Source organism: Nocardiopsis ansamitocini (assembly GCF_030268225.1).
Classification (GTDB): domain Bacteria; phylum Actinomycetota; class Actinomycetes; order Streptosporangiales; family Streptosporangiaceae; genus Nocardiopsis_D; species Nocardiopsis_D ansamitocini.
This window is the reverse complement of the sequence record NZ_BSQG01000005.1, coordinates 149,128-173,291: the sequence shown is the minus strand read 5'-3', so window position 1 is coordinate 173,291 and position 24,164 is coordinate 149,128. Positions and strand designations below refer to the sequence as shown.

Genomic DNA, 24,164 nt, shown 5'->3' with positions numbered 1-24,164 from the left:
ACCGCCGTCCAAACACCGAACGGTGTCGGTTCTTTGCGGTGAGGGCAGGTGACGGTGCTGCCCGTCGTCCTCAAACGGCAGGGGTCACCTCAAGGATCTCGCCGATGCGTTCGACGGTGCGCCGCGATTCACGTCGCAGGGTGGCGGTGTCCATCCCCTCGTCGCCCATCACCACCAGCAGGGCCTCCACGCCCACCGCGTAGATGACCACGTAACCTCCCTGGCAGCGGGTGACCACCTCGCGGAGCGTGCCCATACCCACTTCGCTGGAGGTGCGTTTGCCCAGGCCCAGGGCTGCCGCGGCGAGGGCCGCCAGCGACTGGGGCTGCACCCCGTCGGTGTCCGATGCCACCAGCAGTCCGTCCGCGGCGGACACGACGCTGTCGGTGACCCCCATGACGCGGCCCCGAAGGCCCGCCAGCTCCAAGACGATCGCTTCCTGACTCACCTGTCGCTTGCTCCTTGATCGTGCGGCGCGGGCGGGGTCAGGGCACGCGGGGGTCTTAGTCCATGTCGTGTAGTGCCTGGCGAACGCGTTCCAGCGAGATCTCGGCCTGCGCGCGCCGCAGAGCCGCGATCGGCCCGGGTTCGGGTGCGGGCGGTTCCAGCAGACCGGGGCCGGGGCGGGGACCCCGGGGCGTCAACGGTGGAGTGCGTTTGGGCAGTACGGGAGTCGTCCCGGACGGTCCGGCGGTCGGCGCCGGTGGGGCACCGTGTTCGGGCCCTGCCCCCGGCCCCATGGGGGCGCAACCGCGGGCAGGCACGTCAGTTGGTCTCTGGTTCGGCGGCCGTGCTCTGGCCGGCGAGGGGGTGGCGGCCGTAGCCCGACGCGCGCAGCTTCGCCAGTACCTCGGACGACACCGACGTGCGTTCGGCGTCTGGAGGGCGGCGTACCGCGGTGGAGCCGGGCGCGCGTTGGGGCAGCGATCCCACCGGTTCGGTCGCTGTCTGGGGTTCGGGAAGCCTGCGGGAGACGCTGACCTCGGTCGGACCGGGGCGGGTGGCGTCGTCGAGGAGGCCGCGGTCGATCATCCGCACGGTGTCGGCCATGACCGCGCAGACTCCGCGTCCCAGGACGAAGGCGATGTCACGCGGGGTTCGGCGGCCGTTGGCCTGCATGAGCAGGTCACGGTAGGCGGGGGGGAGCGCCGAACTGCCCGGCCCCAGCTGGATGGTCGGGGCGGGGCGGATGCGGGCGAGCTCGCCGGGAGAGCCCCAACTCCGCGACAGCAGGGCGAAGCGGCGCCTGCTCTCGGCGACCATGATCTCGGGGTCGATCCCGACGCGCAGTCCGAGTGTCGGTCCGGAACCGGCGGGCTCGGTGGTCCACCGCGGCGACGTGCTCAACGCGAGGGCGAAGGCGCCGTCGAACAGTGCGGCGGTGCACACCAGTTCCAGTGCGCCGGCCGAGACCACGCCGCGCGAGACGAGCTCCTCGGCGAGGTCGCCGCTCGCTGGTACGGCCTCGTAAGCCGCCGTCCACGCCTGGTCCGACACGCGTCCGGCTTTGACCAGGAGCGTCTCGGCCCCCGGGGCCGCGGGGGTCTCCACTGCGGTGACGAGCCCCTTGGAGAAGTGGATCGCCGCGTCGGGCGGCCCGGTGACACGCAGGACACCGGTGAAGGCGTCGTCCCGTAGTTGTCGCAGGTCCTCGGAGAGGCTGTGCGGCACCTGCTCGGAGCCGACGGTGCTCACGCCGACAACGCCTTGGCGTGGTCGCCGATCTGGTACCCGGCCAGGGCGATGTTGGTGCGGGCACGGTCGAGCACGACCACAAGCAGCAGGTCGTCCCCGTTTCCGCCGGGTACGGCCTGTGTGACGTAGTGGCGTTCTGCTGTGGTCACCACGACACTCTCCAACTCTGTCTCGGTCCGGGTACTGGCGAGGATGTCGTACGCCAGGTGGAAGTCTTCCGCCGCTTCTGCGGAATCGGGAAGAACCGACTCGTCTCCGGAGCTGGTGTGGGCGAATCCGGTGGCGCGTTCGACCAGCATCGCGGCGAGCGATCCTTGGCAGTCCAGGACACGCTCGATGGACGCGGCCATGATGGACACGATGCCCCCTGAAATCTTGCCGCCTCTTGCTTGAGGTACTGTAACGGGCATTTGGGGCGAAACAAATACTCCAAGATGACGATTTGCTGGTAGGAGCCATCGGGTACCTTTCGGCTGACCGAACAATCAGGTACTTTGCCGCACCAAGTTCGCCCATCGGTACATCAGCACTAAGGAAGACCCCCATGAACATCGAAACCACCCTCAAAGAAGCCATGAGCATCGAAGGCGCCATCGGCGTCGCCCTCGTGGACTACGAGAGCGGGATGTCCATGGGCAGCCTCGGTGGCGGCCAGTTCGACCTGGAAGTCGCCGCCGCGGCCAACACCGAGGTTGTTCGGGCCAAGACCCGTGCCCTGAAGGCGATCAACCTCGACGACCACATCGAGGACATCCTCATCACGCTCAGCGGCCAATACCACCTGATCCGCCTGATGGACAGGGCGGGCGGTTCGCTCTTCCTCTACCTGGCCCTGGACCGCCAGCGCGCCAACCTGGCGCTGGCACGGCACACCCTTCGCCGCATCGAAGGCGACCTGGAGCTCTAAGCTCCCACCGTGCAGGCGGGCGGGGCGGGCGTACGCGAAGCATCCCGAGCCCCGCCGCTTCGCCGGGCACGCCATCGGTGGCGCCTCCCCGGGCCGCGGCCGAGGTGGATCAGGCCGTGCCCAGGCGCTTGGAGATCATGTCGGCCTCGGCGCTCACCAGCAGTCCGAGGCCCTGGATACGCTCGTCGTCCAGGCGGTAGGCCGGTCCGATGACGCTGATCGCAGCGCTGTCCCTCAGCGGAGAGCGGACCGGTGCGGCCACGGCGATGACGTCGGGGGCGGCGATCGATCCCGCGCACACGTATCCCGCTTCGGGGACTTCGCCGCGCAGCGCCTGACCAGAGCGGCCGTCGTCGTCGCGGCGCTGTCCTTCGTCGCGGTGCGCGGCAATCCGGAGTCGTTCACCCGGGTCGCGGCCCGCGCCATCCCCTTCCCCGGTGTCGGGGCGGTCGCCTCGTGGCTGCGCCTGCTCATCGGCGACGCCGCGCCGCCCGCCAGGATCCAGGACCCTTTCGGCTACCGGGCCCTGCCCCAGGTCCACGGCGCGCTCGTTGATGCTGCCGGTGGTCTCGCGGAAGCCGTCGCCGCGTTGTCGGGCGTTGCGCAGGGGAACCCGGTTCTGGTCGAGGTGGCCAGGCAGGAACCCGCCGGGGTGGTTCATCGCGGCGGGTTTCACCAGGCGACGCTCGGGCTGCACCTGGACGTGGTGCGCCTGGCCCTCGCCCAGACCGCCCCGCTGCTCCTCGGGCGCATGCGCACCCCGATGCTGTCCTCGCCGCTGTTGGCCGACGTCTGGGAGCACGGTCTCTCCCGCGGTCCGGTGGCCGGGCGTATGGGCGACTTCGTCGACCGTGGCCTGCAAGAGGATCTGGACGCTGTGAAGCTGCTGCTCTCGGGTAGGGCCGACCTCCGGCCCGCAGCATTCGCGGTCGTGCCGGACCAAGGGCTGCCGTACCCGCTCCTGCCCCTGCGTTCGGCGGTGCCCCGTAGCGCCTGATCGCCGCGTTCCCCGTCCGACCCAGGCGCCTCAGGCGTGGTCGACCTCGGTCCCCGCAGCGAGCAGAAGGGCGGCCAGTAGGCCGGGAAACAGGGCGTCGAGGTCGTCGCGGCGCAGATCGTTCATCCGGGCGGTGCCCCGGTAGGACTGGCGGATCACCCCTGCCTCCCGCAGTACCCGGAAGTGGTGGGTGCAGGTGGATTTGCTCACCGGAAGTTCGAACGCCACGCAGGACTTCGTGGTGCCCGCGGCCGCAAGTTCGCGGACCACCCGCATGCGGATCGGGTCGGCCAGGGCGGCCAGGACGCCGGCAAGCCTGATGTCCTCGCGCGGCGGATGGTCCACGTCCCGCTGTGCATCGGCCACGGTCGCCATGTCGTCCGCCCTTCCAGGTCCGGGTTTGCAAGAGCCATAATACGGATCACCTCATAGTTTTATCAATCTCGTAGTATGGTTTTTGTCGTACAAGATGGGACGCCGCCGCCCCGCCGCTGTCTATTCCCAGGAGAAGCTTGTGAGCACGCTGTTCCAGCCCATGACCCTGCGATCGTTGACCGTCCCCAACCGCGTGTGGCTGTCCCCGATGTGCATGTACTCCGCGGCCGCCACCGGACCCGATGCCGCCTCTCCCACCGATTGGCACCTCGCCCACCTGGTCAGCCGCGCGGTCGGCGGTGCGGGCCTGGTCATGACCGAGGCCACCGCCGTCACCGCGGAAGGACGGATCAGCCCCTTCGACCTCGGCATCTACAACGACCGCCAGCAGCAGGCGTTCACCCGCGTGGCCGCGGCGATCACGGCCGCGGGAGCCGTCCCCGCCATCCAGCTCGCCCACGCCGGTCCCAAGGCGTCCACCGACCGGCCCTGGCGCGGCGGCGGTACAGTCGCCGTCGCCGACGACGGCTGGACCCCGGTGGGACCGGTGGCCGTCCCCTTCGGCGACCATGTCACGCCGCGGGCTCTCGACCGGGACGAGATCGCCGGCCTGGTCGGTGCCTTCGCCCGGGCGGCCGAGCGTGCCCGCGACGCCGGATTCCAGGTGGCCGAGGTGCACGGTGCCCACGGTTACCTGATCCACTCCTTCCTCTCCCCGTACACCAACCAGCGCACGGACGACTACGGCGGCTCGTTCGCCAACCGTGCCCGGTTCGCCCTGGAAGTCGTGGAGGCCGTGCGCGCGGTGTGGCCCGAAGAACTACCGGTCCTGTTCCGGGTCTCGGCCACCGACTGGCTCAGCGAGAACCCCGCCGACCCCCGAGAGGGGTGGACGGGGGACGACACCGTCCTCCTGGCCAAGGAGTTGCAGGCCCGCGGGGTCGACCTCCTCGACGTCTCCAGTGGTGGCGCGGCCCCGGACGCCCGCATCGAGGCGGCTCCCGGCTTCCAGGTCCCCTTCGCCACCCGGGTCCGGCAGGAAGCGGGCCTGCCGGTCGCGGCCGTCGGGCTGATCACCGAGCCCGCGCAGGCGGAACGCATCGTTGCCGAAGGGGACGCCGATGCGGTGCTCCTCGCTCGCGCGATGCTGCGCGACCCCTACTGGCCCCAGCGGGCCGCGCGCGAGCTGGGCGCGGCAGTGCCGGCTCCCGTGCAGTACGGCCGTGCGTAGCGGATCGGCAGAAGGGCCCGCCCAGGGGCCGTGCGGCCCGGGGCGGGCGGCGATCGCCCCCGCGATGACGCAGGACCGTGCGGATCGGACCCGTGCACCGTGCGCGCAGCTCGCGGCGGCACCGCGTTCACGAGCCCCACCGGTGCGGGGATTAACCCTTCTTAACCCCTCTCTTACCGGGCTGGTGCATTCTTGCTTCTTCGATAGTGTGTCGGGGATTTCTGGCCAACTCTTGAGGTAGTGACATATGCGCCGACGTGCAGCCGCGGCCCTAGCGGTGCCGTTCTCCGCCCTGCTGCTGGCTGTGTCCAGCTGCGGGTACGTTCCAGATGACTGGAAGACGCCCGTCTTCATGCGGTCCGACGACGGCTACGACAGTCGTCTTCCGACCGTGACCGGCAACGTCGGCGAAGAGCCCGAGATCGCCTTTCCCGACAGTGCTCCCCCCGAGGAACAACTGACGGGCGTGGCCCGCAAGGGCAAAAGCGAGGGCGCTCTGGTCCGCGCCGACGATCTGGTCCTGGTGCACATCACCGACTACCAATGGACCGGTCCCGGTGAGGGCGAGCTCACCCAGTCCAGTTACGAGGCAGGGGCCCCCATGCTCCTCAACCTCACCGAGATGACCCCCGAGCTCGCCAACGCCATGGTCGACCAGCCCATGGACACCCGCGTCGTCTTCGCCTTCCCGCCCGTGGACGAGGCCCAGGCCGAACAGGCCGCGGCAGCCGGCCAGGAGGTGCCCGAGGGCGGCGCCGTGGCGGTCGTGGACATCACCGCCCGCTACGGCAAGGGCGACGTCGTTCCCGGCGAGCAGACCACCGACGGCGGCGGCGACCTTCCCACCGCACCCGACCCCGGCCGGGCGATCCCCGAGATCACCATTCCCGAGGACACCGATCCGCCCGGGGACCTGGAGATCGTCCCCCTCATCGAGGGCGACGGCCCCGAGGTCACCGCAGAGCAGCAGGTCGTCACGCAGTACACCGGTGTGCGCTGGGATGACGGCGCGGTGTTCGACTCCACGTGGAACCCCGGCAAGGACGGAACGCCCTTCACCTTCCAGGTCGGTACGGGCGGCGTCATCAAGGGCTGGGACGAGGGACTCGTCGGCCAGAAGGTCGGCAGCAGGCTGATGCTGGTCATCCCCGAGGACCTCGCCTACGGCGAGGACGCCGAGGCATCCGGTGCGCCCGCGGGCACCCTGGTGTTCGTCATCGACATCCTGGGTGCCGTCGACCCCCAGCCCCAGCCCGAGGCCGAGCCCGAAGCGTCCCCCGAGCCCTCTGCCGAGCCCTCGGCCGACGCCGAGTAGGTCGCACCACCACCGGCCGCTTCATCGGCGGGCCCGCTCCTTCCCGGTAGGCAGGAGCGGGCCCGCCGCTGTCAGGGGGCGCCCCGACGCGGTCGGCCGACCAGACCGGCCGCGTGCCGCCCCGCCGCCGCTGCCGCCAGGAATGCCGCGGCATCCGCGTCCAGCCCGCGCCCCATCGTGGAGAGCCGGACCGGAAGCGCCCGCAGCGCCTCCATGAGGCCCTCGACGCCCACCTCCAGCACCGTGTGGCGTTGGGTGAGCGGCGCGGCCTGGGCGCGTACCCGGGCTCCGAAGTCACCGGGCAGCAGCGGCACCACCACATCGGCCCGGGCCAACGCGATCCGCCCGTAGGCGGTGAGGCTGTGGTGCGAGACACCGAGGTGGCGCTCCCTCGCGTCGCCCTCGCTGACGCGCAACGACGCCACCGGACGTCCGTTCAGCACCGCAGCCGCGTTCACCGCCTCGCCCGTGGCCACCCCGGAGAAGCCCCACGGTGTTCCGGTGCCGAGATTGCCCGGCCCCTGTGCCACGATCGCGAGGTCCGCTCCCAGCACGTGTCGCGCGGCCAACAGCCCGGTGTGCACCGTGACCGTCTCCAGATCGCCGCCGAAGGACTGGCCGACGGTGACCACCCCGCTCAGCAGCCCAGCCGACCGCAGTTCCGCTGTGCTGCGGGAGAACCAGGCCGGCAGCGCTCCGCCGTCCAACATCACGTAGGCCACCCGAAGCCCCGGGACGCGTTGCGTCGCCCCCGCCAGGATCGCGGGGACCGCCGAGTGCAGGTCGGCGGTCACCACCGGCATCCCGTCCACCCCGTCGGCGTCACGCAGTACCGCGTGATGCGGAGAATCCTGCTCGTCGGCACCCAGCACGGTGGCCTGCATCGGGGTGTAGCGGGCCTTCACCAGGTGCCCCGGGCCGGTCGGGTCCGGTGGCAGCCGGTCGGGCAGCGCCACGACCATCGCGTACCCGCCGGTTCCCAGGCCCATCGCCAGCGCCGTCGTATTGAGCAGCACACGGTCGCCGACCCTTGGTTCGCCCACCAGCGCGGTGTAGGCCAGTGCCCGGCACCCGGCCTCGTCACCGGCCAGTGCCACGTCGATTTCCAGTACGCCGGACCAGGAGCGCCCGACTTCGGTCACCTCACCATTACGCCATCTGATCACCCGGGTCACGGTAGCGTCTTGTTCCATCCCGCAGGCGAGAATGTCGCGCGGATGAGCACGGGCCCGGCGAAAAGAGGTGCGGCGATGTCGCAGGAGAAGACCGAACGGCAGCTCAATCTGGTGATCTGCCTGCTTTCCACGCGGCGGTACCTCAGCGCCCAGGAGATCCGGGCGACCGTCCACGGCTACGGCAAGGCCGACAGCGACGCCGCCTTCAAGCGGATGTTCGAGCGTGACAAGAAGGAGTTGCGCGCCGCCGGTATCCCCATCGACATGGGCGGACACGACGCCTTCAGCGAGGAGGACGGCTACCGCATCTCCCGCGCCGACTACGGGCTGGAGCCCATCGAACTGCTTCCCGACGAGGCCGCGGTCCTCGGGCTCGCCGCCCGGGCCTGGCGCCATGCCGCCCTGGGCGGTGCCGCCGCCGACGCGCTGCTGAAGCTGCGTGCGGCCGGGGTCCCGGTCGACTCCGATGCATTGCCCGCGATCACCCCGGTCCTGGGCACCGACGAGCCGGCGTTCCTCGCCGTCTGGCAGGCCGTACGCGACCGCCGTCCGGTCGGCTTCGACTACCGCAAGCCCGGAGCCCCGGAGCCGGAGCCCCGCGAACTGGAGCCCTGGGGGGTGGTCAACCTGCGCGGCCGTTGGTACGTCGCCGGCTACGACCGCGACCGCGGCGAGCGTCGGGTCTTTCGACTGGGCCGGATCGTCGGGGAGGTCCGCGTGCACACCAGCGGTCCGCCCGTGCAGGTCCCCGCTGACGCCTCTGTCCGCTCCGTCGTGCGAGGGCGCCCGGCCGAGCCCGAGCGTCCCGCCCTGCTGCGGGTGCGCGCCGACACCGCGCACGGCCTGCGGCGCGGGGCCCGTCGTATCGTGCCCGGCGTGGACCCCGGGTGGGACCTGCTGGAGTACCCCTTCACCGACGAGGCGGTCCTCGCCGAGGAGCTCGCCTCCTACGGCGAGCACGTCCTGGTGCAGTCGCCCGAGGAGGTCCGCTCCGCGGTCGTGGCGCACCTGCGAGGTGCCGCCCGCAATGCCTCGGCCCCCTCCGACGCCGATGCCGGGGCGTCCGGTGAGGCGCCGGCCGAGCCCGCTCGCCGCGGTGCTGCCTCCTCCGAACAGTTGCGCCGTCTGCTCATGCTCGTGCCCTACGCCCTCAGCCACGACGTACGCGTGGCCGACGTCGCCGAGCACTTCGCGCTCCCCGAGAAACAGGTACTCAAGGACCTGAGCCTGCTGTGGATGTGTGGTCTGCCCGGCTATACCCCCGGAGACCTCATCGAGGTGGACGTGGAGGCCGCCGCGGAGACCGGCGAGATCATCATCGGCAACGCCGACACCCTCGCCGCGCCGCTGCGCCTCACCGCGGACGAGGCCGCCACCCTCGTGGTCGGGATGGAGGTGCTGCGCGACCTGCCGGGGGTCGACTCCGCTGCGCTCGAACGGGTGGGGGAGAAGCTGCGGAAGGCGGCGGGCACCGCGGTGGCGCTGGCCGATTCAGTGGACGTCCGGGTCGAACTCGACGAGCAGGTGCGAGACATCCAGCGCCGGGCCGCCTCGGCGCTGGACTCCGGGCAGCGGCTGCACCTGCGCTACCTGTCGGGTTATGAGGACCGGGTCAGCGAGCGCGAGGTCGACCCGATGCGCCTGGTCCTTCAGGACGGACACGCGTTCCTCGAGGGGTGGTGCCGCCTGCGGGAGGACGTGCGACTGTTTCGCCTGGACCGGGTCCTGGACCTGACGGTTCTTCCGGTGGCCGCTCGGGTGCCGGAGGGGGCGCGCGGGCGTGACCTCGGTGGCGGTGTCCTCCAGCTCTCCGGAGACGACACCTATGTCGTCCTGGATCTGGAGCCGGCGGCGCGCTGGGTCACCGAGGACTACCTGTGCACGCGGGTGGCGGAGCGTCCGGGCGGCGGGTTGCGCGTCACCCTGCGCACCCCCGCGCCGGCCTGGGTCAGCCGTCTGGCGCTGCGCCTGGGGCCCGGAGCCCGGGTGGTCGCCCCGGCCGAACTGGCGCAACGGGTCCACGACGAGGCGGAACGGGCCCTCGCTGCGTATGCCGCGGACCGGTAGTTTTCTGGGCCGTGATCTAGAGATTTGCCGAGGATTGAGTACTCTCGGGAGAGTGTTGTTGACCGTTGCCCTCCTGTTCGCGGCCATCGGCCTGATCATCGTGGGTGTGCTCACGGTGCGCATGCTGGTGGGCTTGCGCGCCCTCGGCGCGCAGCTCGCCCTGACCCGAGCCGAGCTCGATCCACGCCACGCGGCACTGAGCGCCGCGGTCGACGCAGCCAGCAGCGGCCCCGAAACGGCCCCTGCCCGGGCAGGGCATACCATCGGTGGCGCATCCGGCGCCGCACAGAAAGGCTGAAGACATGGGCATCGGCCCCCGCGAGATCCTTATCCTGCTGGTGATCGCGCTACTGCTGTTCGGCGCTAAGAAGCTGCCCGAACTCGCCCGCGCCATCGGCCGCAGCGGGCGTATCCTCAAGGCCGAGGCCAAGGGCCTGTCCGACGAGGAGAACGAGGCCGGTCAGGCGCAGCAGCCGCAGCAGGCCCAGGCGCCCGAGCAGCCCCAGCCGCAGCCCGCGACGCCGCAGGCCTACGACGCACAGCACAACCAGAGCTACCAGCAGCCGCAGCAGACTCCTCAGGGATACCCGCAGCTGCCCCCCGGCCAGCGCATCGTCGACGGTTCCACCGAGACCTCGCAGCAGCGCCAGTACGGTTCCTAACCTGACGTCGATCGCGGTGCTGTCGGTTCCCCCGGCCTTGGGACGGGTGCACGGACAGCGCCGCGGTTCCCCTTGAGTCGGAGAGTAAGCGGTAATGGCGAGGCGAGAGCGGCGGCAGGGCAACCCCGAGGGGCGAATGCCGTTGATGGATCATCTGCGCGAGCTGCGCAACCGCGTCGTCAAGGCGCTCATCTTCGTCACGGCCGGCGTCGTCGTCGGCTTCGTCCTCTTCGACCCGGTCTGGAACTTTCTCCAGAAGCCCTACTGCGACCTGCCCGCCGAGGTGCGCGGAGCCGACGCCGACACCTGCAGCCTCATCTTCACCGGGATCTTCGACGCGTTCTTCCTGCGGTTCAAGGTCGCCATCATCGTCGGGATCCTGGTGGCGTGCCCGTTCTGGCTCTACCAGCTCTGGGCCTTCGTGGCACCGGCGCTGCGCGGCAAGGAGAAGCGCTACACCTACCTCTTCGTCCTGTTCGCGGTGCCGTTGTTCCTGTCCGGTGCGGCCCTGGCCTACTACGTCACCGAGAAGGCGATGCAGATCCTGTTCGGGTTCTCCCCCGAAGGATCGGTCCCCCTGATCACCATCGACAACTACCTCGGCTACATCATCATGATGCTGCTGGTGTTCGGCACCGCCTTCGTGCTGCCGTTGGTCGTGGTGTTGCTCAATTTCCTGGGCGTGCTGCCGCATCGGGCGATCGCCAAGTGGCGACGCATGATCATCTTCCTGGCGTTCGTGTTCGCGGCGATCGTCACCCCCGGCGGCGACCCCTTCACCATGATGGTCCTGGGCGTGCCCGTGGTGCTCCTCTTCGAGGTCGCCGAACTGGTGTGCTTCCTCAACGACCGCCGCAAGGGAGTCGGGGACTCCACCGCCGACCTGGACGACGACGAGATCTCCCCGCTCGACGACGAATCCGGCGCCGAGACGGCACCCAACCGCTAGGGTCCTGATCTGAGTCCGGTGCACACCAGTTCGCCGGCGTCGAGCACTTCCGACGGAGAGGACCCATGAGCGAGTCGAACCCCACCCCCGCCCGCGCGCTTCCCCCCGAGGCCCAGGGGAACGAGAAGTGGCACGACACCACCGATGCCGTATGGATGCGCTCGTCCCTGTCCAGTGAAGAGTCCGAGGCCATCGTCGAGGTCGCCAAGTTCGACGACGGATTCCGCGCCGTGCGCGATGGCAAGGCCCCCGAAAAAGGCATCCTCTTCTTCACCCCCGCCGAATGGGAGGCGTTCGTGCTCGGAGCCAAGGACGGCGAGTTCGACATCCCCGAGGAATACCTGACCCCCGAGGAGATCGCCATCCAGCGCGGCGAGGTCCCCGTGCGCGCGGTGCCCTCCCCGCTCAACCGGAAGCGGCCCGACGCCGGGTAGCCGTAGCCCCACTCGTCGCAGTCGGCGCGGCACGTCCCGCGCCGACGGGCAAGCCCGCCGAGGCGTGCCGAAAGTTTGCCGGGCTATTAGGCTTGATCAACATGAGTACCCACGCCGCCCGCTACGCCGAGTTCCGCCGGCGCCAGCAGGAGTCCAGCGCCGCTATCGAGGACTTCCAGGCCCTGTACGGATTCGAGTTCGACGACTTCCAGGTCAAAGCGTGCAAGGCCCTGGAATCGGGCAATGGTGTGCTGGTCGCCGCGCCCACTGGTTCCGGGAAGACCGTCGTCGGCGAATTCGCCGTCCATCTCGCGCTGCGCGACGGCGCCAAGTGCTTCTACACCACCCCCATCAAGGCACTGTCCAACCAGAAGTACACCGACCTGGTCCGCCGGTACGGTGCGGAGAACGTCGGTCTGCTGACCGGCGACAACAGCGTCAACGGCGACGCACCGGTGGTCGTGATGACCACCGAGGTCCTGCGCAACATGCTCTACGCCAACTCGACCACGCTGACCGGCTTGGCGTACGTCGTCATGGACGAGGTGCACTACCTCGCCGACCGTTTCCGCGGCGCGGTGTGGGAGGAGGTCATCATCCACCTCCCCGAGTCGGTGCGCATGGTGGCGCTCAGTGCCACGGTGAGCAACGCCGAGGAGTTCGGCCAGTGGCTGCACCAGGTGCGCGGGGACACCTCGGTCATCGTGGACGAGACCCGGCCAGTGCCGCTGTGGCAGCACGTGATGGTCGGCAACCGCATCCACGACCTGTTCGTCGACGAAGCGCCCGCGGAGGCCGCCGAGTCCGAACCCGGTACCTCCAAACGCGAGAAGCGCCGACGCGAACGCTCCGGGCGACGCGACCGCCCCGCGGAGATCCAGGTCAACGGTGAGCGTCTGCTGGTCAACCCGCGCCTGGTCCGGATGGCCCAGGACGATGCGCGCGTCACCCAGATGGCGCACAAGCGCCGCCACCCGCAGAGCAGGGCGCGCAGTGGTACGCCCCGCCCCCGGTCCAAGTTCGCCCCGCCCAACCGGGTGCAGATCGTCGAGGAGCTCGACGACGCGGGGCTGCTGCCCGCGATCTCCTTCATCTTCAGTCGTGCGGGGTGCGATGACGCGGTGCGCCAGTGCGTCCAGTCCGGACTCTCCCTGACCACACCGGAGGAAGCCGAGCAGATCCGGGAGTACGCCGAGCGCCAGTGCGCCGACATCCCGCAGGCCGATCTGGCCGTGTTGGGGTTCTCCGAATGGATCCGCGCATTGGAGCGCGGGGTGGCCGCCCACCACGCGGGGCTGCTGCCCACGTTCAAAGAGGTCGTGGAGACACTGTTCTCGCGCGGCCTGATCCGCGCGGTGTTCGCGACCGAGACCCTGGCGCTGGGCATCAACATGCCGGCCCGCACGGTGGTCATCGAGAAACTCGACAAGTGGAACGGTGAGACCCACGCGGCCCTCACCCCTGGGGAGTACACGCAGCTCACCGGCCGTGCCGGTCGCCGCGGGATCGACGTGGAGGGCCACGCCGTCGTGGTGTGGCAGGCCGGAACCGACCCCGAGGCGGTCGCCGGGCTCGCGGGGACGCGCACCTATCCGCTCAACTCCAGCTTCCAGCCGTCCTACAACATGGCCGTCAACCTGGTGGCGCAGGTCGGCCGGGACCGGGGCCGGGCCATGCTGGAGTCCTCCTTCGCGCAGTTCCAGGCCGACCGCGCCGTGGTGGGCCTGGTGCGCCAGCTGCGCAAGCACGAGGAAGCGCTCGAAGGGTACGCCCGGGCCGCCCACGACCCTCGGGGCGACTTCATGGAGTACGCGGCGATGCGGCGCCGCCTCAGCGACCTGGAGACCTTCGCCCAGCGCAACCGGGGAGCCCAGCGTCGCAAAGATGCCGTGCGCAGCCTGCACTCCCTCAAACCGGGCGACATCATCCGCATCCCCGCCGGCCGGCACTCGGGCTACGCCCTGGTCCTCGACCCGGGGCTGGACAAGGGCCCCGAGCCGGTGCCGCTGGTGCTCACCGTCAGCCGTCAGGCCAAGCGGCTGAACGCCGCGGACTTCCCCGTTCCGGTGGAGCCCGCCGGTCGGATGCGGGTGCCCAAGTCCTTCTCCGCGCGTTCGGCGCAGTCGCGGCGCGAACTCGCCTCGGCGCTGCGCACCAAACTCGACGGATTGGAGCCTGCGCCCGTGCGCCACCGGGGCGGCGGGGGAGTGGGCGAGGACCCCGAGATCGCCACGCTCCGGGCCCGGATGCGCGAGCACCCCTGCCACAACAGCGAGGGCAGGGAAGACCGCGCACGCTGGGCGGAACGCTATTTCCGGTTGAAGAAGGAGACGGACGAGCTGGAGCGGCGCGTCGCGGGCCGCTCCCATGTCATCTCCCGCACCTTCGACCAGGTGTGTCGGGTGCTGGAGGAACTGGGCTACCTGCACGAGGACACCGTCACCGACGAGGGGCGGCTGCTGGCCAAGATCTACTCCGAGCTCGACCTGCTGGCGGCGGAGTCCCTGCGCCGGGGGTTGTGGGAGCAGCTCAGCCCGATCGAGCTCGCCGCTTGCGTGTCCACCCTGGTCTATGAGGCGCGGCGCTCCGACGACGCCTCCCCCCGGGTGCCCAACGGTGCGGTGCGCGAGACGCTGACCGAGATGACGCGTCTGTGGGGTGAGCTGCACGAGACCGAGTACCACCACCGGGTGTCGTTCCTGCGCGAGCCCGACTTCGGGTTCGTGTGGATGACGCATCGCTGGGCCCGTGGGGATCGCCTCGACCACATCCTGCACGAGGCCGGGATGCCCGCCGGCGACTTCGTGCGCACCACCAAGCAACTCATCGACATGCTCGGTCAGGTGGCCCAGGCGGCCCCCGAGGGCAGCGGGGTGCGTTCCACCGCCCGCGCCGCCATCGACGCGGTACGCCGGGGTGTGGTGGCCTACTCCTCGGTGACCTGATTTTCGCCGGCTCCCCGAAACGTGGCCGTTCGGTTCAGGGAGCCGGTGTCCGGGGGCTGCGGTGTCAGGCGTCCCTGCGGGCCGTGGCCGGTCCGGCAGCCCCCAGCAGCAGCGCCGTCCATGCGGTGAGGACCGCTGCCGCCGCTGCGGGCGGCAGATGGGGCGCCCCGGCCGGGCAGCGCCTCCCCGAGGAGCAGGGACGGCAGCATTCCCGGGGTCATCGAGAAGGCGACGGAGTTGCTTCGCGCGAAAGCGGACATGCGGCTCCTGGCCGATCGTGCGGAGCGGAACCGGGGGCAAGGGGAGAACCGCGCCGAAGCAATGTTGGCGCAGCGCAGTCGACTGCACTCGCCGGGTGACCGCCAGGGGGCTATGCGGCTTTCTTTCTGCCTTTTTGTTTTTTGGGACTTCGTAATGCTTTTGCGTTGTACTGGCTGTTCAAAGGGTGTGCCGGCCCCCTGTTGCGGGGGCCGGCACACCGTGCCTACCCTTCTGCGGCCACCCGCAGCCACACCGCCGCGTCACCAGGAAGCGAATCGCCGGTCAGCCCCACACTGGACAGGATCACCTGCCCTTGCGGCAACGGAATCGGTTCGGTTCCGGTGTTCACCAGCACCAACACGTCGGTGCCGCGCCGGTAGGCCAGAACGTCGCCATCGTTGAGGGTGTCCTCCCAGGCGAAGGACTCGTCGCCTGCGAACGCCTTGCGCTCGCGCAGCGCCGAGCGGTACAGCTCCAGGGTGGATGCCGGGTCGCCGGTCTGCGCGGCGACCGACAGCGCCGCCCAGTCGAGAGGCTGGGGCAGCCAGCCCTCCGTCTCGCCGAATCCCAGAGAGGGACCTTCGCGCTCCCAGGGGATCGGCACCCGACACCCGTCGCGGCCCTTGACGGTATTGCCCGTGCGCTCCCAGGTCGGGTCCTGGAGCACCCCCGCCGGCAGCGCCGCAACCTCGGGCAGCCCCAATTCCTCGCCCTGGTAGACATAGGTCGCACCGGGCAGGGCCAGTTCCAGCAGTGCCGCGGCACGGGCGCGGCGAAGGCCCAGGCCGCGGTCGCACTCGGGTTCTTTCCCGCCGCTCATCAGCCACTCGTTGAGGTCGGTTCCCTCGGGCAGGCCCAGCACCGAGGCCGGGCGCACCACGTCGTGGTTGGACAGCACCCACGTGGCGACCGTGCCCACGGAGCCGGCGTCGTCCAGGCTGGTACCGATCACCTTGCGGTAGGAGTCGGCGTGCCAGGGGCAGCGCAAGAACTCGAAGTTGAACGCCTGGTGCAGTTCGTCGGGCCGCACGTAGCGGGCCAACCGCTCGCTGGGCAGCCACGCCTCGGCCACGGCCACCCGGGGCGGGTCGAACTCGTCCAGCACGCGCCGCCACTCGCGGTAGATCTCGTGTACCTCGGGACGGTCCCAGTGGGGGTGGTCGGGATTGGTGGAGACGCTGTCCAGGCTGTTGGAGTCCGATGCCTCCTCCACCTCGCGCAGCGGTTCTTTCAAGTCCTTGACCAGCGCGTTGGCCACATCGATGCGGAACCCGTCCACGCCGCGCCGGCTCCAGAACCGCAGGATGTCGGTGAACTCGGCCCGGACCTCGGGTTCGTCCCAGTTGAGGTCGGGCTGCTCGCGTGCGAACAGGTGCAGGTACCACTGCCCGTCGGGAACCCGGGTCCAGGCCGGGCCGCCGAACATCGACTGCCAGCCGCTGGGCGGCAGCGAACCGTCGGGGCCTCGGCCCTCGCGGAAGACGTAGCGCTGCCGTTCGGGCGAGCCCGGAGCGGCGGCCAGCGCCTGCTGGAACCATGCGTGCTGGTCGGAGGTGTGGTTGGGGACGATGTCCACGATGATCTTGATATCGCGCTCGTGTGCGGCGGCGACGAGCACGTCGAAGTCCTCCAACGTGCCCAGCCGCGGGTCGACGTCCCGGAAGTCGGCGACATCGTAACCGCCGTCGGCCAGCGGTGAGGGGTAGAAGGGCGACAGCCAGATGGCGTCCACGCCGAGCGCGGACAGGTAGCCGATACGGCTCGTCACACCGGGGATGTCGCCGAGACCGTCGCCGTCGGCGTCGGTGAAGCTGCGCGGATAGACCTGGTAGATGACGGCGTCGCGCCACCAGTTACGGCTCATGGGGCTCCTTCGCGATCGGTTGGTGCGTGCGGGTCGGTCGGTGAGTCGTGTCGAGCGGTGCGGCGGCCGAGTGGCGCACGACCAGCCGGGTGGCCAGTCGTACCTGGCGACCGGCCTCCTCCCCGGCGAGCAGGGCCGCGACCATGCGCCCCGCCTCTTCGCCCAGTTCGGTGACGGGTTGGGCGACGGTGGTGAGGTCCATGACCTCGGCCATGTCCTGGTTGTCGAAACCGATGACCGACATCGCCCCGGGGACCGGGACACGGCAGCGGCGCAGGACCCCGAGGGCCCCCATCGCCACGTCGTCGGATTCGGCGAACAGCGCCGTGGGCACGGGGTCCGACGCGAGCAGTTCGGCGGTGGCCCGCCAGCCGCCACCGGAACCGGGACCGGTCGTGACCACCTGCGGGTGTGTGCCGGCGCGTTCCATGGCGTCCAGGTAGCCCGAGACACGATCCTGGGAGCTCCAGGAGAATCCGGTGTCGTCGCGCGACTGGAGATAGGCGATGCGGACATGACCCAGGTTGAGCAGGTACCGGGTGGCGTCGGCGGCTGCCCCCCGGTCGTCCACGCACACGCTGGAACGTCCGGGGACGGTCCTGCTGCAGAACACCACCGGTAGCCCCAGCGACTCCAGGCGCCGTACCGACTCTGGGTCGGGTGACAGTGCAAGCGCCACCACCGCGTCCACGTTGCGGCGCAGGGGCAGTTCGCCGATGAACCCGGCGAGCTCACCGGTGGTTCCGGCCTCGTAGACGAGCGTGTCGAGTCCGACTGTGCGCAGCCGCCGGACAAGCCCCGACAGTGCGACTCCGAAGAACCACGGGTGGAGAAACGGCACGATCGCTGCGACCCGGCCGGTCGCACCGGTGACCAGTGACGAGGCGTCACGGGCCACGGCATAGGACAGTTCGGCGGCGGCCCGCTCCACCCGGGCGCGCACCGCGGGGGCCACCCCGGGGGCCCCGCGCAGGACGCGTGAGACGGTCGAGGCCGACACGCCGGCGCGTCGAGCCACGTCGCTCATCCGGGAATGCTTGGGGACAGGCATGATGGTTTCCGATGCAATCACGCCCGGTGCGCGCCTGGCAACGCTTTCACCGTGGCCGGTGCAGCGGGAGCCGTTCGGGTTCGTTCTGCTCTCCGGCCGCTGTTGATGCGACTGGGGCGTGTGTGGCAACGCTTTCAGACGGGGGAGGACATTTCAGCCATGGCAGGGCGAACTCTGCTGGTGACCAATGACTTCCCGCCCCGACAGGGCGGGATCGAGACGTTCGGCTACGAACTGGCCGTGCGACTGGCAGCCGAAGGCGGAGTGGTCGTCTACACGTCGTCCTCCACCGGCGATCACGACTTCGACGCGGGACTGGACTTTCCGGTGCGGCGCGATACGGCCAGTACGCTGCTTCCCACCCGCAGGGTCGGTGAGCGCGCCGTCGAGTTGATGACCGAGTATGGCTGCGACCGGGTGGTCTTCGGAGCGGCTGCCCCCCTGGGGCTGCTGGCCCGACGACTGCGCGCGGCCGGGGCGCGGCGCATCGTGGCCATTACGCACGGACACGAGGTGTGGTGGGCGCGGCTGCCCGGGCCGAGCTGGTTGCTGGCGCGCATCGCAGCCGATGTGGACGCGCTCACCTACCTGGGGGCCTTCACCCGCTCGGCCCTCGTGCGCGCCGTGCGTCCCGACGACCACGCCAAGCTCTCCCGGCTCGCTCCCGGTGTGGACCCCGAGCGTTTTCGCCCCGGGCTGGACGGCGCCCCGATGCGCCGGCGCTACGGCCTGGGGGACGCTCCGGTGATCCTGTGCGTGGCACGGTTGGTGCCGCGCAAGGGAGTGGACACCCTGATCCGCGCGATGACCTGGGTGCGTCTGCGTGTGCCCCGGGCGCGGCTGCTCGTGGTGGGGCAGGGGCCCGATGCCGATCGCCTGCGCGCGTTGGCGCGGTGGGCGGGGGTGGGGGAAGAGGTGGTCTTCGCCGGCGGTCATCCGCACACCGAGCTGCCCGCGTTCTTCGCCGCGGCCGACGTCTTCGCAATGCCGTCCCGGACGCGCAGGGCGGGGTTGGAGGCCGAAGGACTCGGCATCGTCTATCTGGAGGCCGCTGCCAGCGGCCTGCCGGTGCTGGTCGGCAATTCCGGTGGGGCACCCGACACGGTGCGCCACGGCGAGACCGGCTTCGTGGTGGACGGAGAGGACCCCAGGGCGGTCGCCGACCGCCTTGACATGCTGCTCGGTCACCCGCAGCTCGCGAGCAAGATGGGAGAGCGGGGGCGGGAACGGATCCTCGCCGAATGGACGTGGGACGCCAGTGCGCGGCGGTTGGTGGAACTCCTGGAGTGAGGTCGCGGAAGGCATCGGGCGAATCCATCGTCAGACGGAGCGGTGGTGTGCCACCATATATTTGGACGACCGAATATTGGACGTCCGAATATATTCTCTCCATCGAGACGTTGAGGATCACCGTGGCCGTCGACCGCGTCCTTCCCAGCCCCGAAGCCGCCGAACTGCTCGCACTCGCCCGCGACCTCGTCGACAAAGAGCTCACCGGCCGGGCCGCCGGTGACGAGGAGGAGGCGCGTTTCCCACGTGACGCGTTCACCCTGCTCGGACGTTCCGGGCTGCTCGGACTGCCCTACTCCGGCGAGTACGGCGGAGGAGACCAGCCCTACGAGGTCTACCTCCAGGTCGTCGAGGAGCTCAGCCGGGGATGGCTGGCCGTCGGGTTGGGGGTCAGCGTGCACACGCTGTCCTGTTTCCCGGTGGCCGAATTCGGCACCGCCGCCCAGCGCGCGCGATTGCTCCCCGACATGGTGGGCGGCGAACTGTTGGGCGCCTACTGCCTGTCCGAAGCCCACTCGGGGTCCGACGCCGCCGCACTGGCCACCCGAGCCCAACCACGGGACGGCGGTTATCGGGTGGAGGGAGTGAAGTCCTGGATCACCCACGGAGGGGTTGCCGACTACTACACGCTGTTCGCCCGGACCGGGAGCCCCGGTTCCCGGTCACGCGGTATCAGCTGTCTGCACGTCCCGGCCGAGACGGCCGGGGTCACCGCCGCACCCCCCGAACGCAAGATGGGAATGGCATCCTCGCCCACCGCCCAGGTGCGCTTCGACGGAGCCCGCGTCCCCGAGGCCCAGCGGATCGGCGATCAGGACGAGGGGTTCGCCATCGCGCTTGCCGCACTGGACACGGGGCGGCTGGGGATCGCGGCCTGCGCGGTCGGTCTGGCCCAGGCCGCGCTGGACCTCGCCGTCGACTACTCGCGTCGGCGCGAACAGTTCGGCCGTCCGATCGGTGACTTCCAGGGGGTGTCCTTCATGCTCGCCGACATGGCCGTCGCAGTGGAGGCGGCACGTGAGCTTTACCTCGCGGCGGCACGCCGCCGCGACGCCCACCGTGATTTCACCAAGCAGGCCGCGATGGCCAAGCTTTTTGCCACCGACGCCGCGATGCGGGTCGCCACCGATGCCGTGCAGGTCCTCGGCGGTGCCGGCTACACGCGCGATTTCGCCGCCGAGCGGCTGATGCGCGAGGCGAAGGTCCTGCAGATCGTCGAAGGAACCAACCAGATCCAGCGCATGGTCATCGGCCGCCACCTGTCCCGCGCCCACTGATCCGCCTCCCGCGCGCACCGAACCCGGTGGTTCGAGGCGAGGAGCCGACCATTCACACGGGCACGGGGCGCCCGGATCTCTTCCGGAACGCCCCGTGCCTCGGTTCGATTGCCGCCTATGGCGGGCCCGTCGACTACGCGGGGGCCGTGACCGGTGCCTTGACGTTTGCCGGGTGGCCGATGGCCAGGCCGCTGACCTTGTCGAAGTAGTGCAGGTGCCGGGTGTCCACCGTCAGTGCGAGGCTCTGGCCGGGACGCACGGCGCTGCGCGGGTTGACGCGCGCGGTGAAGACCGACTTGTTCTTCCCGGTCAGCGGGATGCCCACGCCGTCCTCGTCGTCCTCGCCCGCGGCGTCGGCCGCCAGAGCCGCGGCGTCCTCGTGCTCGACCGGGGGAGCGTCCACCGTGAAGATCACGTTGATCTCGGTGCCCAGCTCCTCGGTGATGTCGGCGGTGACGGTCATCGTGCTGCCCTCGTGCGAGGCATACTCGGCGTCGTCGAAGTCCGAGGGGCGGATACCCAGGATGATCTCCTGGCCGATGTAGTCGCGCAGTTCGGGGTTGCCGGCGAGCGCCTCGCCGGTCACCGTCAGGGCCTGGTCGGCGAAGCGCAGGACGGCACCGGTGGCGTCGCTCTCCAGGCGGGCGGTCACGAAGTTCATCGCGGGAGAGCCGATGAAGCCCGCCACGAACAGGTTGACCGGGTTGTCGAAGAGGTTCTTGGGCGTGTCCACCTGCTGGAGGCGGCCGTCGCGCAGCACCGCGACGCGGTCGCCCAGGGTCATCGCCTCGATCTGGTCGTGCGTGACGTAGACGGTCGTGACGCCCAGGCGGTCGTGCAGCTGGTTGAGGGAGGCGCGCATCTGCACACGCAGCTTGGCGTCCAGGTTGGACAGCGGCTCGTCCATCAGGAAGGCCTGCGGCTCGCGGACGATCGCGCGGCCCATCGCCACTCGCTGGCGCTGGCCGCCGGAAAGAGCGGCGGGCTTGCGGCTGAGGTAGGGCTCCAGTCCGAGCATGGCGGCGGCCTCGGCGACCCGGCGCGCGATCTCGGGCTTGGGCGTCTTGCGCAGCTTGAGGCCGAAGGCGAGGTTCTGCTCCACCGTCATGTGCGGGTAGAGCGCGTAGTTCTGGAACACCATGGCGATGTCGCGGCTCTTGGGCGGAAGGTCGTTGACCACCCGGTCGCCGATGGTGAGGGTTCCGCCGCTGATCTCCTCCAGGCCGGCGATCATCCGCAGTGCCGTGGACTTGCCGCAGCCGGACGGCCCGACCAGCACCATGAACTCGCCGTCCACGATCTCCAGGTTGAGGCTGTCCACGGCCTTCACGCCGCCGGCGTAGATCTTGTCGACACCTTCAAGAACGATCTTGGCCATGGAACTCTCGACTCCTACTCTGGCGCGCGGCCGGGGGAGGCGCGGACGCAAACGCGATCGGTTGACCGATTCGTATCGATCTGTTGCCTGTATCGAACACTACTGTTGACCGTTCTGTCGACACCTCGGCGTGAATTGGTCAAAATCGGCCGAGATTTGACGATCCGGTGGATCTTTGACCCTGGATTCCCCATTCCTTGACCGACTTGTTGATCGATTTGATCAAAAATCTCTTCGAGGCAGGTCATGGGGGTAACAGGAGTCGCGCCGCCCTCTCCCGGGCTGACTGGCGTCACGGGCGGGTGTGCGTTAGCCTGGCAGGCGCCTGCCCGGGGACGGCCGTGCTCCCTGTGCGCTCCGCGCCGCCACACCGGCGTCGAGGAGACGACACGGGACCGTGAGAGCGGCGGCCGAACACGAGTCTGGGTAGGCTAACGACCAGTCCAGCACTGGACGGACCGGTTGAGCGGTCTGGTTCTTGTCATGTCGGACGCCGGGCCACGCACCAGGTGCGGCGCAAGGCGCGAGAAGAGCCGGGGCTCCGCGACCGGGCGGGGGGTTGGACCCGGAAAAGGCCCGAACATCCAGTAGACAACGGTCTCCGCGCTCGCCGCCTACGAGACGGATCCGGTCCGAAGGGTGCTTGGGCCTTTTTCCGTGTCCCCCCATACCGCCCCCTCATCGGGCACCCGCCGCTTGCGGTGCCCCAGGCCGCCGACCGGTGCGGCGTCGCCTAAGCTCACTGCGTGATCCTGCTAGCGCGCGCCCTCCTCGCCCTCGCCGCCGGGCTCGCCCAGCTCGCGGCCCTCCCGCCCTACGGACTGTGGGCCCTGGCACCGGTGAGCGCCGCGTTGCTCCTGTCCGCCGTGTACGGCACCCGGCCCCGCCGTGCGGCGTGGCTGGGCCTGCTGGCCGGCGCGGCGCTCATGGTGCCGCTGCTGAAGTGGCAGGAGGTCATCGGCACCGACGTGTGGCTGTTGATCGCCGCGGCCGAGACGATCTATTTCGCCCCCATGGCGATGGGAATCGCCCTGGTGTCCAGACTGCCCGGATGGCCCGTGTGGACCGCCGCGCTGTGGGTCGCGCAAGAACTCGTGCGCTCCCGTTTCCCACTGGGCGGTTTCCCCTGGGGCAAACTCGCCTTCAGTCAGCCGGAGACCCCCTTCACCGGTTATGCGGCCCTTGGGTCCTCGGCCCTGGTCACCTTCATGGTGGCACTGACCGGTGCCCTCCTGTTCACGGCCGTGCGCGCTGGGACCACCGCGGTGCGTGCCAAGCGTCTCCCCGGGCAGATCCGCCCGATCGCCGCGTCCCTGGCCGGCATCGCACTCATCGTGCTGGGCGGCGTCTACGCCCCGGTGATCGGCGCCCCGCGCGCGGACCACACCGCAACGGTCGCGATCGTGCAGGGCAACGTACCCGGAGTGGGGGAGCTCGACATCCTCGGCGAACGCATGCAGGTCCTCACCAACCACGTCGACGGGGTCCATGAACTCGCCCGGCAGGTGCGCGCCGGCGAGGCGGAGCAGCCCGATCTCGTCGTCCTTCCGGAGAACGCCAGCGACATCGACGCCTACGCCGACCCGGTGGCCGCCGACCTCATCTCCGCGGCCGCCGCCGACATCGACGCGCCGCTGATGTTCGGTATCACCCGCTACAGCGAGGACGGCTCCCAGCGCGAGATCCGCAGTGTCGTATGGGATCCCCGGACCGGGCCCGGGGACTACTACGTCAAGCGTTACCTGGTGCCTTTCGGCGAGTACGTGCCCTTCCGCGACGCCCTGTCCTCGCTCATCAGCCGCCTGGACCAGGTGGGCAGCGACGCCGTGCCCGGCACCGAGCCCGGTGCGCTTGAGGTGGCCGGAACCACCGTTGCCACCGTCATCTGCTTCGACGTCGCCTTCGACCGGCCCGTACGCGAATCGGTGGCCGCCGGTGGTCAGATCATCGCCGTCCCGACCAACAACGCCAACTACAACTTCACCGGCCAGTCCGAGCAGCAGCTGGCCATCACCCGGCTGCGCGCCGTCGAGCACGGACGCCCGGCACTTGTCGCCTCCACCAGTGGAATCAGCGCCGTGGTCACCCCCCAAGGCCACGTCCAGTACCGCTCCCCGGAGGCCCGGCCCGATGTGCACACCACCCGGGTCGAGGCGATGACGGGCCTGACGCCGGCCACCCGGCTGGGGGCGTTTCCCGAGTGGCTGCTGACGGTGGCCGGCCTGGTCGCGGTGGGTGCGGCATGTAATGCCGCCCGTCGCACCCGTGCATCCGGGCCACCCGCCCAGTGA

The 24,164-nt window shown here is 70.1% G+C and carries 23 protein-coding genes; 13 read left to right on the top strand and 10 right to left on the bottom strand.

What is annotated here, in order from left to right; genetic code table 11:
* Positions 1 to 70: 70 nt before the first annotated feature.
* The 3 genes from QSJ59_RS15705 to QSJ59_RS15695 all read right to left on the bottom strand — a co-directional run bounded on the left by QSJ59_RS15705 (position 71) and on the right by QSJ59_RS15695 (position 2,045).
* The gene (locus tag QSJ59_RS15705) at positions 71 to 448 is read right to left on the bottom strand and encodes a roadblock/LC7 domain-containing protein (protein ID WP_285760310.1); all 378 of its coding nucleotides are present in this window, start codon (positions 446 to 448) and stop codon (positions 71 to 73) included.
* Between the two features lie 317 nt (positions 449 to 765).
* Complete coding sequence (locus QSJ59_RS15700) at positions 766 to 1,695, bottom strand: hypothetical protein (protein WP_285760309.1); 930 nt, start codon at positions 1,693 to 1,695, stop codon at positions 766 to 768.
* Positions 1,692 to 2,045, bottom strand: coding sequence for a hypothetical protein (locus QSJ59_RS15695; RefSeq protein WP_285760308.1), 354 nt, complete (start codon positions 2,043 to 2,045; stop codon positions 1,692 to 1,694). The genes QSJ59_RS15700 and QSJ59_RS15695 overlap by 4 nt, the downstream gene beginning before the upstream one ends.
* A 194-nt stretch (positions 2,046 to 2,239) precedes the next feature.
* Here QSJ59_RS15695 and QSJ59_RS15690 point away from each other — a divergent pair, with 194 nt between their 5' ends.
* Positions 2,240 to 2,602, top strand: coding sequence for a hypothetical protein (locus tag QSJ59_RS15690; protein WP_285760307.1), 363 nt, complete (start codon positions 2,240 to 2,242; stop codon positions 2,600 to 2,602).
* Positions 2,603 to 2,711: 109 nt separating this feature from the next.
* On the opposite strand, the gene QSJ59_RS15685 is transcribed toward QSJ59_RS15690, so the two are convergent.
* On the bottom strand, positions 2,712 to 2,903 hold the full coding sequence (locus QSJ59_RS15685) for an IclR family transcriptional regulator (protein ID WP_285760306.1): 192 nt from the start codon (positions 2,901 to 2,903) through the stop codon (positions 2,712 to 2,714).
* Between the two features lie 78 nt (positions 2,904 to 2,981).
* Here QSJ59_RS15685 and QSJ59_RS15680 point away from each other — a divergent pair, with 78 nt between their 5' ends.
* Positions 2,982 to 3,599, top strand: coding sequence for an aromatic amino acid lyase (locus tag QSJ59_RS15680; protein ID WP_285760305.1), 618 nt, complete (start codon positions 2,982 to 2,984; stop codon positions 3,597 to 3,599).
* A gap of 30 nt (positions 3,600 to 3,629) precedes the next feature.
* Here QSJ59_RS15680 and QSJ59_RS15675 read toward each other — a convergent pair whose 3' ends face one another.
* Positions 3,630 to 3,974 (bottom strand): ArsR/SmtB family transcription factor, encoded by a 345-nt coding sequence (locus QSJ59_RS15675; RefSeq protein WP_285760304.1) that lies wholly within the window; start codon positions 3,972 to 3,974, stop codon positions 3,630 to 3,632.
* Between the two features lie 139 nt (positions 3,975 to 4,113).
* On the opposite strand from QSJ59_RS15675, the gene QSJ59_RS15670 reads away from it, so the two are divergent.
* Together QSJ59_RS15670 and QSJ59_RS15665 are read left to right on the top strand one after the other, a co-directional pair.
* Complete coding sequence (locus tag QSJ59_RS15670; protein ID WP_285760303.1) at positions 4,114 to 5,205, top strand: NADH:flavin oxidoreductase/NADH oxidase; 1,092 nt, start codon at positions 4,114 to 4,116, stop codon at positions 5,203 to 5,205.
* Positions 5,206 to 5,452: 247 nt separating this feature from the next.
* A complete protein-coding gene (locus tag QSJ59_RS15665) occupies positions 5,453 to 6,520 on the top strand; it encodes an FKBP-type peptidyl-prolyl cis-trans isomerase (protein WP_285760302.1) in 1,068 nt (355 codons plus the stop codon).
* A gap of 71 nt (positions 6,521 to 6,591) precedes the next feature.
* Here the strand turns inward: QSJ59_RS15665 and QSJ59_RS15660 are convergent, their stop codons facing one another.
* Positions 6,592 to 7,686, bottom strand: a complete 1,095-nt coding sequence (locus QSJ59_RS15660) for a DUF3866 family protein (RefSeq protein WP_285760583.1) — start codon at positions 7,684 to 7,686, stop codon at positions 6,592 to 6,594.
* An 84-nt stretch (positions 7,687 to 7,770) separates the two neighbouring features.
* Between QSJ59_RS15660 and QSJ59_RS15655 the strand changes: the two genes are divergently transcribed.
* From QSJ59_RS15655 to QSJ59_RS15630, 6 genes are all read left to right on the top strand, one after another.
* On the top strand, positions 7,771 to 9,762 hold the full coding sequence (locus QSJ59_RS15655) for a helix-turn-helix transcriptional regulator (RefSeq protein ID WP_285760301.1): 1,992 nt from the start codon (positions 7,771 to 7,773) through the stop codon (positions 9,760 to 9,762).
* A 52-nt stretch (positions 9,763 to 9,814) separates the two neighbouring features.
* Positions 9,815 to 10,060: a hypothetical protein gene (locus QSJ59_RS15650; RefSeq protein ID WP_285760300.1), complete on the top strand. Its 246-nt coding sequence runs from the start codon at positions 9,815 to 9,817 to the stop codon at positions 10,058 to 10,060.
* Positions 10,061 to 10,064: 4 nt separating this feature from the next.
* The gene (tatA, locus tag QSJ59_RS15645) at positions 10,065 to 10,424 is read left to right on the top strand and encodes a Sec-independent protein translocase subunit TatA (RefSeq protein ID WP_285760299.1); all 360 of its coding nucleotides are present in this window, start codon (positions 10,065 to 10,067) and stop codon (positions 10,422 to 10,424) included.
* A gap of 136 nt (positions 10,425 to 10,560) precedes the next feature.
* Positions 10,561 to 11,373 (top strand): twin-arginine translocase subunit TatC, encoded by an 813-nt coding sequence (gene tatC, locus QSJ59_RS15640; protein ID WP_285760582.1) that lies wholly within the window; start codon positions 10,561 to 10,563, stop codon positions 11,371 to 11,373.
* Between the two features lie 65 nt (positions 11,374 to 11,438).
* Positions 11,439 to 11,807, top strand: a complete 369-nt coding sequence (locus QSJ59_RS15635; protein WP_285760298.1) for a DUF397 domain-containing protein — start codon at positions 11,439 to 11,441, stop codon at positions 11,805 to 11,807.
* Positions 11,808 to 11,908: 101 nt separating this feature from the next.
* Positions 11,909 to 14,752, top strand: a complete 2,844-nt coding sequence (locus QSJ59_RS15630) for a DEAD/DEAH box helicase (RefSeq protein ID WP_285760297.1) — start codon at positions 11,909 to 11,911, stop codon at positions 14,750 to 14,752.
* Here QSJ59_RS15630 and QSJ59_RS15625 read toward each other — a convergent pair.
* The 3 genes from QSJ59_RS15625 to QSJ59_RS15615 all read right to left on the bottom strand — a co-directional run bounded on the left by QSJ59_RS15625 (position 14,734) and on the right by QSJ59_RS15615 (position 17,904).
* The gene (locus QSJ59_RS15625) at positions 14,734 to 15,012 is read right to left on the bottom strand and encodes a hypothetical protein (protein WP_285760296.1); all 279 of its coding nucleotides are present in this window, start codon (positions 15,010 to 15,012) and stop codon (positions 14,734 to 14,736) included. The genes QSJ59_RS15630 and QSJ59_RS15625 overlap by 19 nt on opposite strands.
* 224 nt (positions 15,013 to 15,236) lie before the next feature.
* A complete protein-coding gene (locus QSJ59_RS15620; protein ID WP_285760295.1) occupies positions 15,237 to 16,877 on the bottom strand; it encodes a glycoside hydrolase family 13 protein in 1,641 nt (546 codons plus the stop codon).
* Entirely contained in the window at positions 16,867 to 17,904 is a 1,038-nt protein-coding gene (locus QSJ59_RS15615) for a LacI family DNA-binding transcriptional regulator (protein WP_285760294.1), read from the bottom strand. Before QSJ59_RS15615 ends, QSJ59_RS15620 begins: the two co-directional genes overlap by 11 nt.
* 183 nt (positions 17,905 to 18,087) lie before the next feature.
* Here QSJ59_RS15615 and QSJ59_RS15610 point away from each other — a divergent pair, with 183 nt between their 5' ends.
* Both QSJ59_RS15610 and QSJ59_RS15605 read left to right on the top strand, forming a co-directional pair.
* On the top strand, positions 18,088 to 19,218 hold the full coding sequence (locus QSJ59_RS15610; protein WP_285760293.1) for a glycosyltransferase family 4 protein: 1,131 nt from the start codon (positions 18,088 to 18,090) through the stop codon (positions 19,216 to 19,218).
* 122 nt (positions 19,219 to 19,340) lie between these two features.
* Positions 19,341 to 20,495, top strand: a complete 1,155-nt coding sequence (locus tag QSJ59_RS15605; RefSeq protein WP_285760292.1) for an acyl-CoA dehydrogenase family protein — start codon at positions 19,341 to 19,343, stop codon at positions 20,493 to 20,495.
* 133 nt (positions 20,496 to 20,628) lie between these two features.
* On the opposite strand, the gene QSJ59_RS15600 is transcribed toward QSJ59_RS15605, so the two are convergent.
* Positions 20,629 to 21,873 (bottom strand): ABC transporter ATP-binding protein, encoded by a 1,245-nt coding sequence (locus QSJ59_RS15600; protein ID WP_285760291.1) that lies wholly within the window; start codon positions 21,871 to 21,873, stop codon positions 20,629 to 20,631.
* Between the two features lie 746 nt (positions 21,874 to 22,619).
* On the opposite strand from QSJ59_RS15600, the gene lnt reads away from it, so the two are divergent.
* Complete coding sequence (gene lnt, locus QSJ59_RS15595; protein ID WP_285760290.1) at positions 22,620 to 24,164, top strand: apolipoprotein N-acyltransferase; 1,545 nt, start codon at positions 22,620 to 22,622, stop codon at positions 24,162 to 24,164.

Excerpts from the sequence above, each read along its gene's own strand:
- QSJ59_RS15655 (WP_285760301.1), top strand. The coding sequence starts at position 7,771 with ATGTCGCAGGAGAAGACCGAACGGCAGCTCAATCTGGTGATCTGCCTG.
- QSJ59_RS15635 (WP_285760298.1), top strand. The coding sequence starts at position 11,439 with ATGAGCGAGTCGAACCCCACCCCCGCCCGCGCGCTTCCCCCCGAGGCC.
- QSJ59_RS15665 (WP_285760302.1), top strand. The coding sequence starts at position 5,453 with ATGCGCCGACGTGCAGCCGCGGCCCTAGCGGTGCCGTTCTCCGCCCTG.
- QSJ59_RS15695 (WP_285760308.1), bottom strand. The coding sequence starts at position 2,045 with ATGGCCGCGTCCATCGAGCGTGTCCTGGACTGCCAAGGATCGCTCGCC.
- QSJ59_RS15675 (WP_285760304.1), bottom strand. The coding sequence starts at position 3,974 with ATGGCGACCGTGGCCGATGCACAGCGGGACGTGGACCATCCGCCGCGC.
- QSJ59_RS15610 (WP_285760293.1), top strand. The coding sequence starts at position 18,088 with ATGGCAGGGCGAACTCTGCTGGTGACCAATGACTTCCCGCCCCGACAG.
- QSJ59_RS15615 (WP_285760294.1), bottom strand. The coding sequence starts at position 17,904 with ATGAGCGACGTGGCTCGACGCGCCGGCGTGTCGGCCTCGACCGTCTCA.
- tatA (WP_285760299.1), top strand. The coding sequence starts at position 10,065 with ATGGGCATCGGCCCCCGCGAGATCCTTATCCTGCTGGTGATCGCGCTA.
- QSJ59_RS15620 (WP_285760295.1), bottom strand. The coding sequence starts at position 16,877 with ATGAGCCGTAACTGGTGGCGCGACGCCGTCATCTACCAGGTCTATCCG.
- QSJ59_RS15630 (WP_285760297.1), top strand. The coding sequence starts at position 11,909 with ATGAGTACCCACGCCGCCCGCTACGCCGAGTTCCGCCGGCGCCAGCAG.
- QSJ59_RS15600 (WP_285760291.1), bottom strand. The coding sequence starts at position 21,873 with ATGGCCAAGATCGTTCTTGAAGGTGTCGACAAGATCTACGCCGGCGGC.
- QSJ59_RS15690 (WP_285760307.1), top strand. The coding sequence starts at position 2,240 with ATGAACATCGAAACCACCCTCAAAGAAGCCATGAGCATCGAAGGCGCC.
- QSJ59_RS15625 (WP_285760296.1), bottom strand. The coding sequence starts at position 15,012 with ATGTCCGCTTTCGCGCGAAGCAACTCCGTCGCCTTCTCGATGACCCCG.
- tatC (WP_285760582.1), top strand. The coding sequence starts at position 10,561 with ATGCCGTTGATGGATCATCTGCGCGAGCTGCGCAACCGCGTCGTCAAG.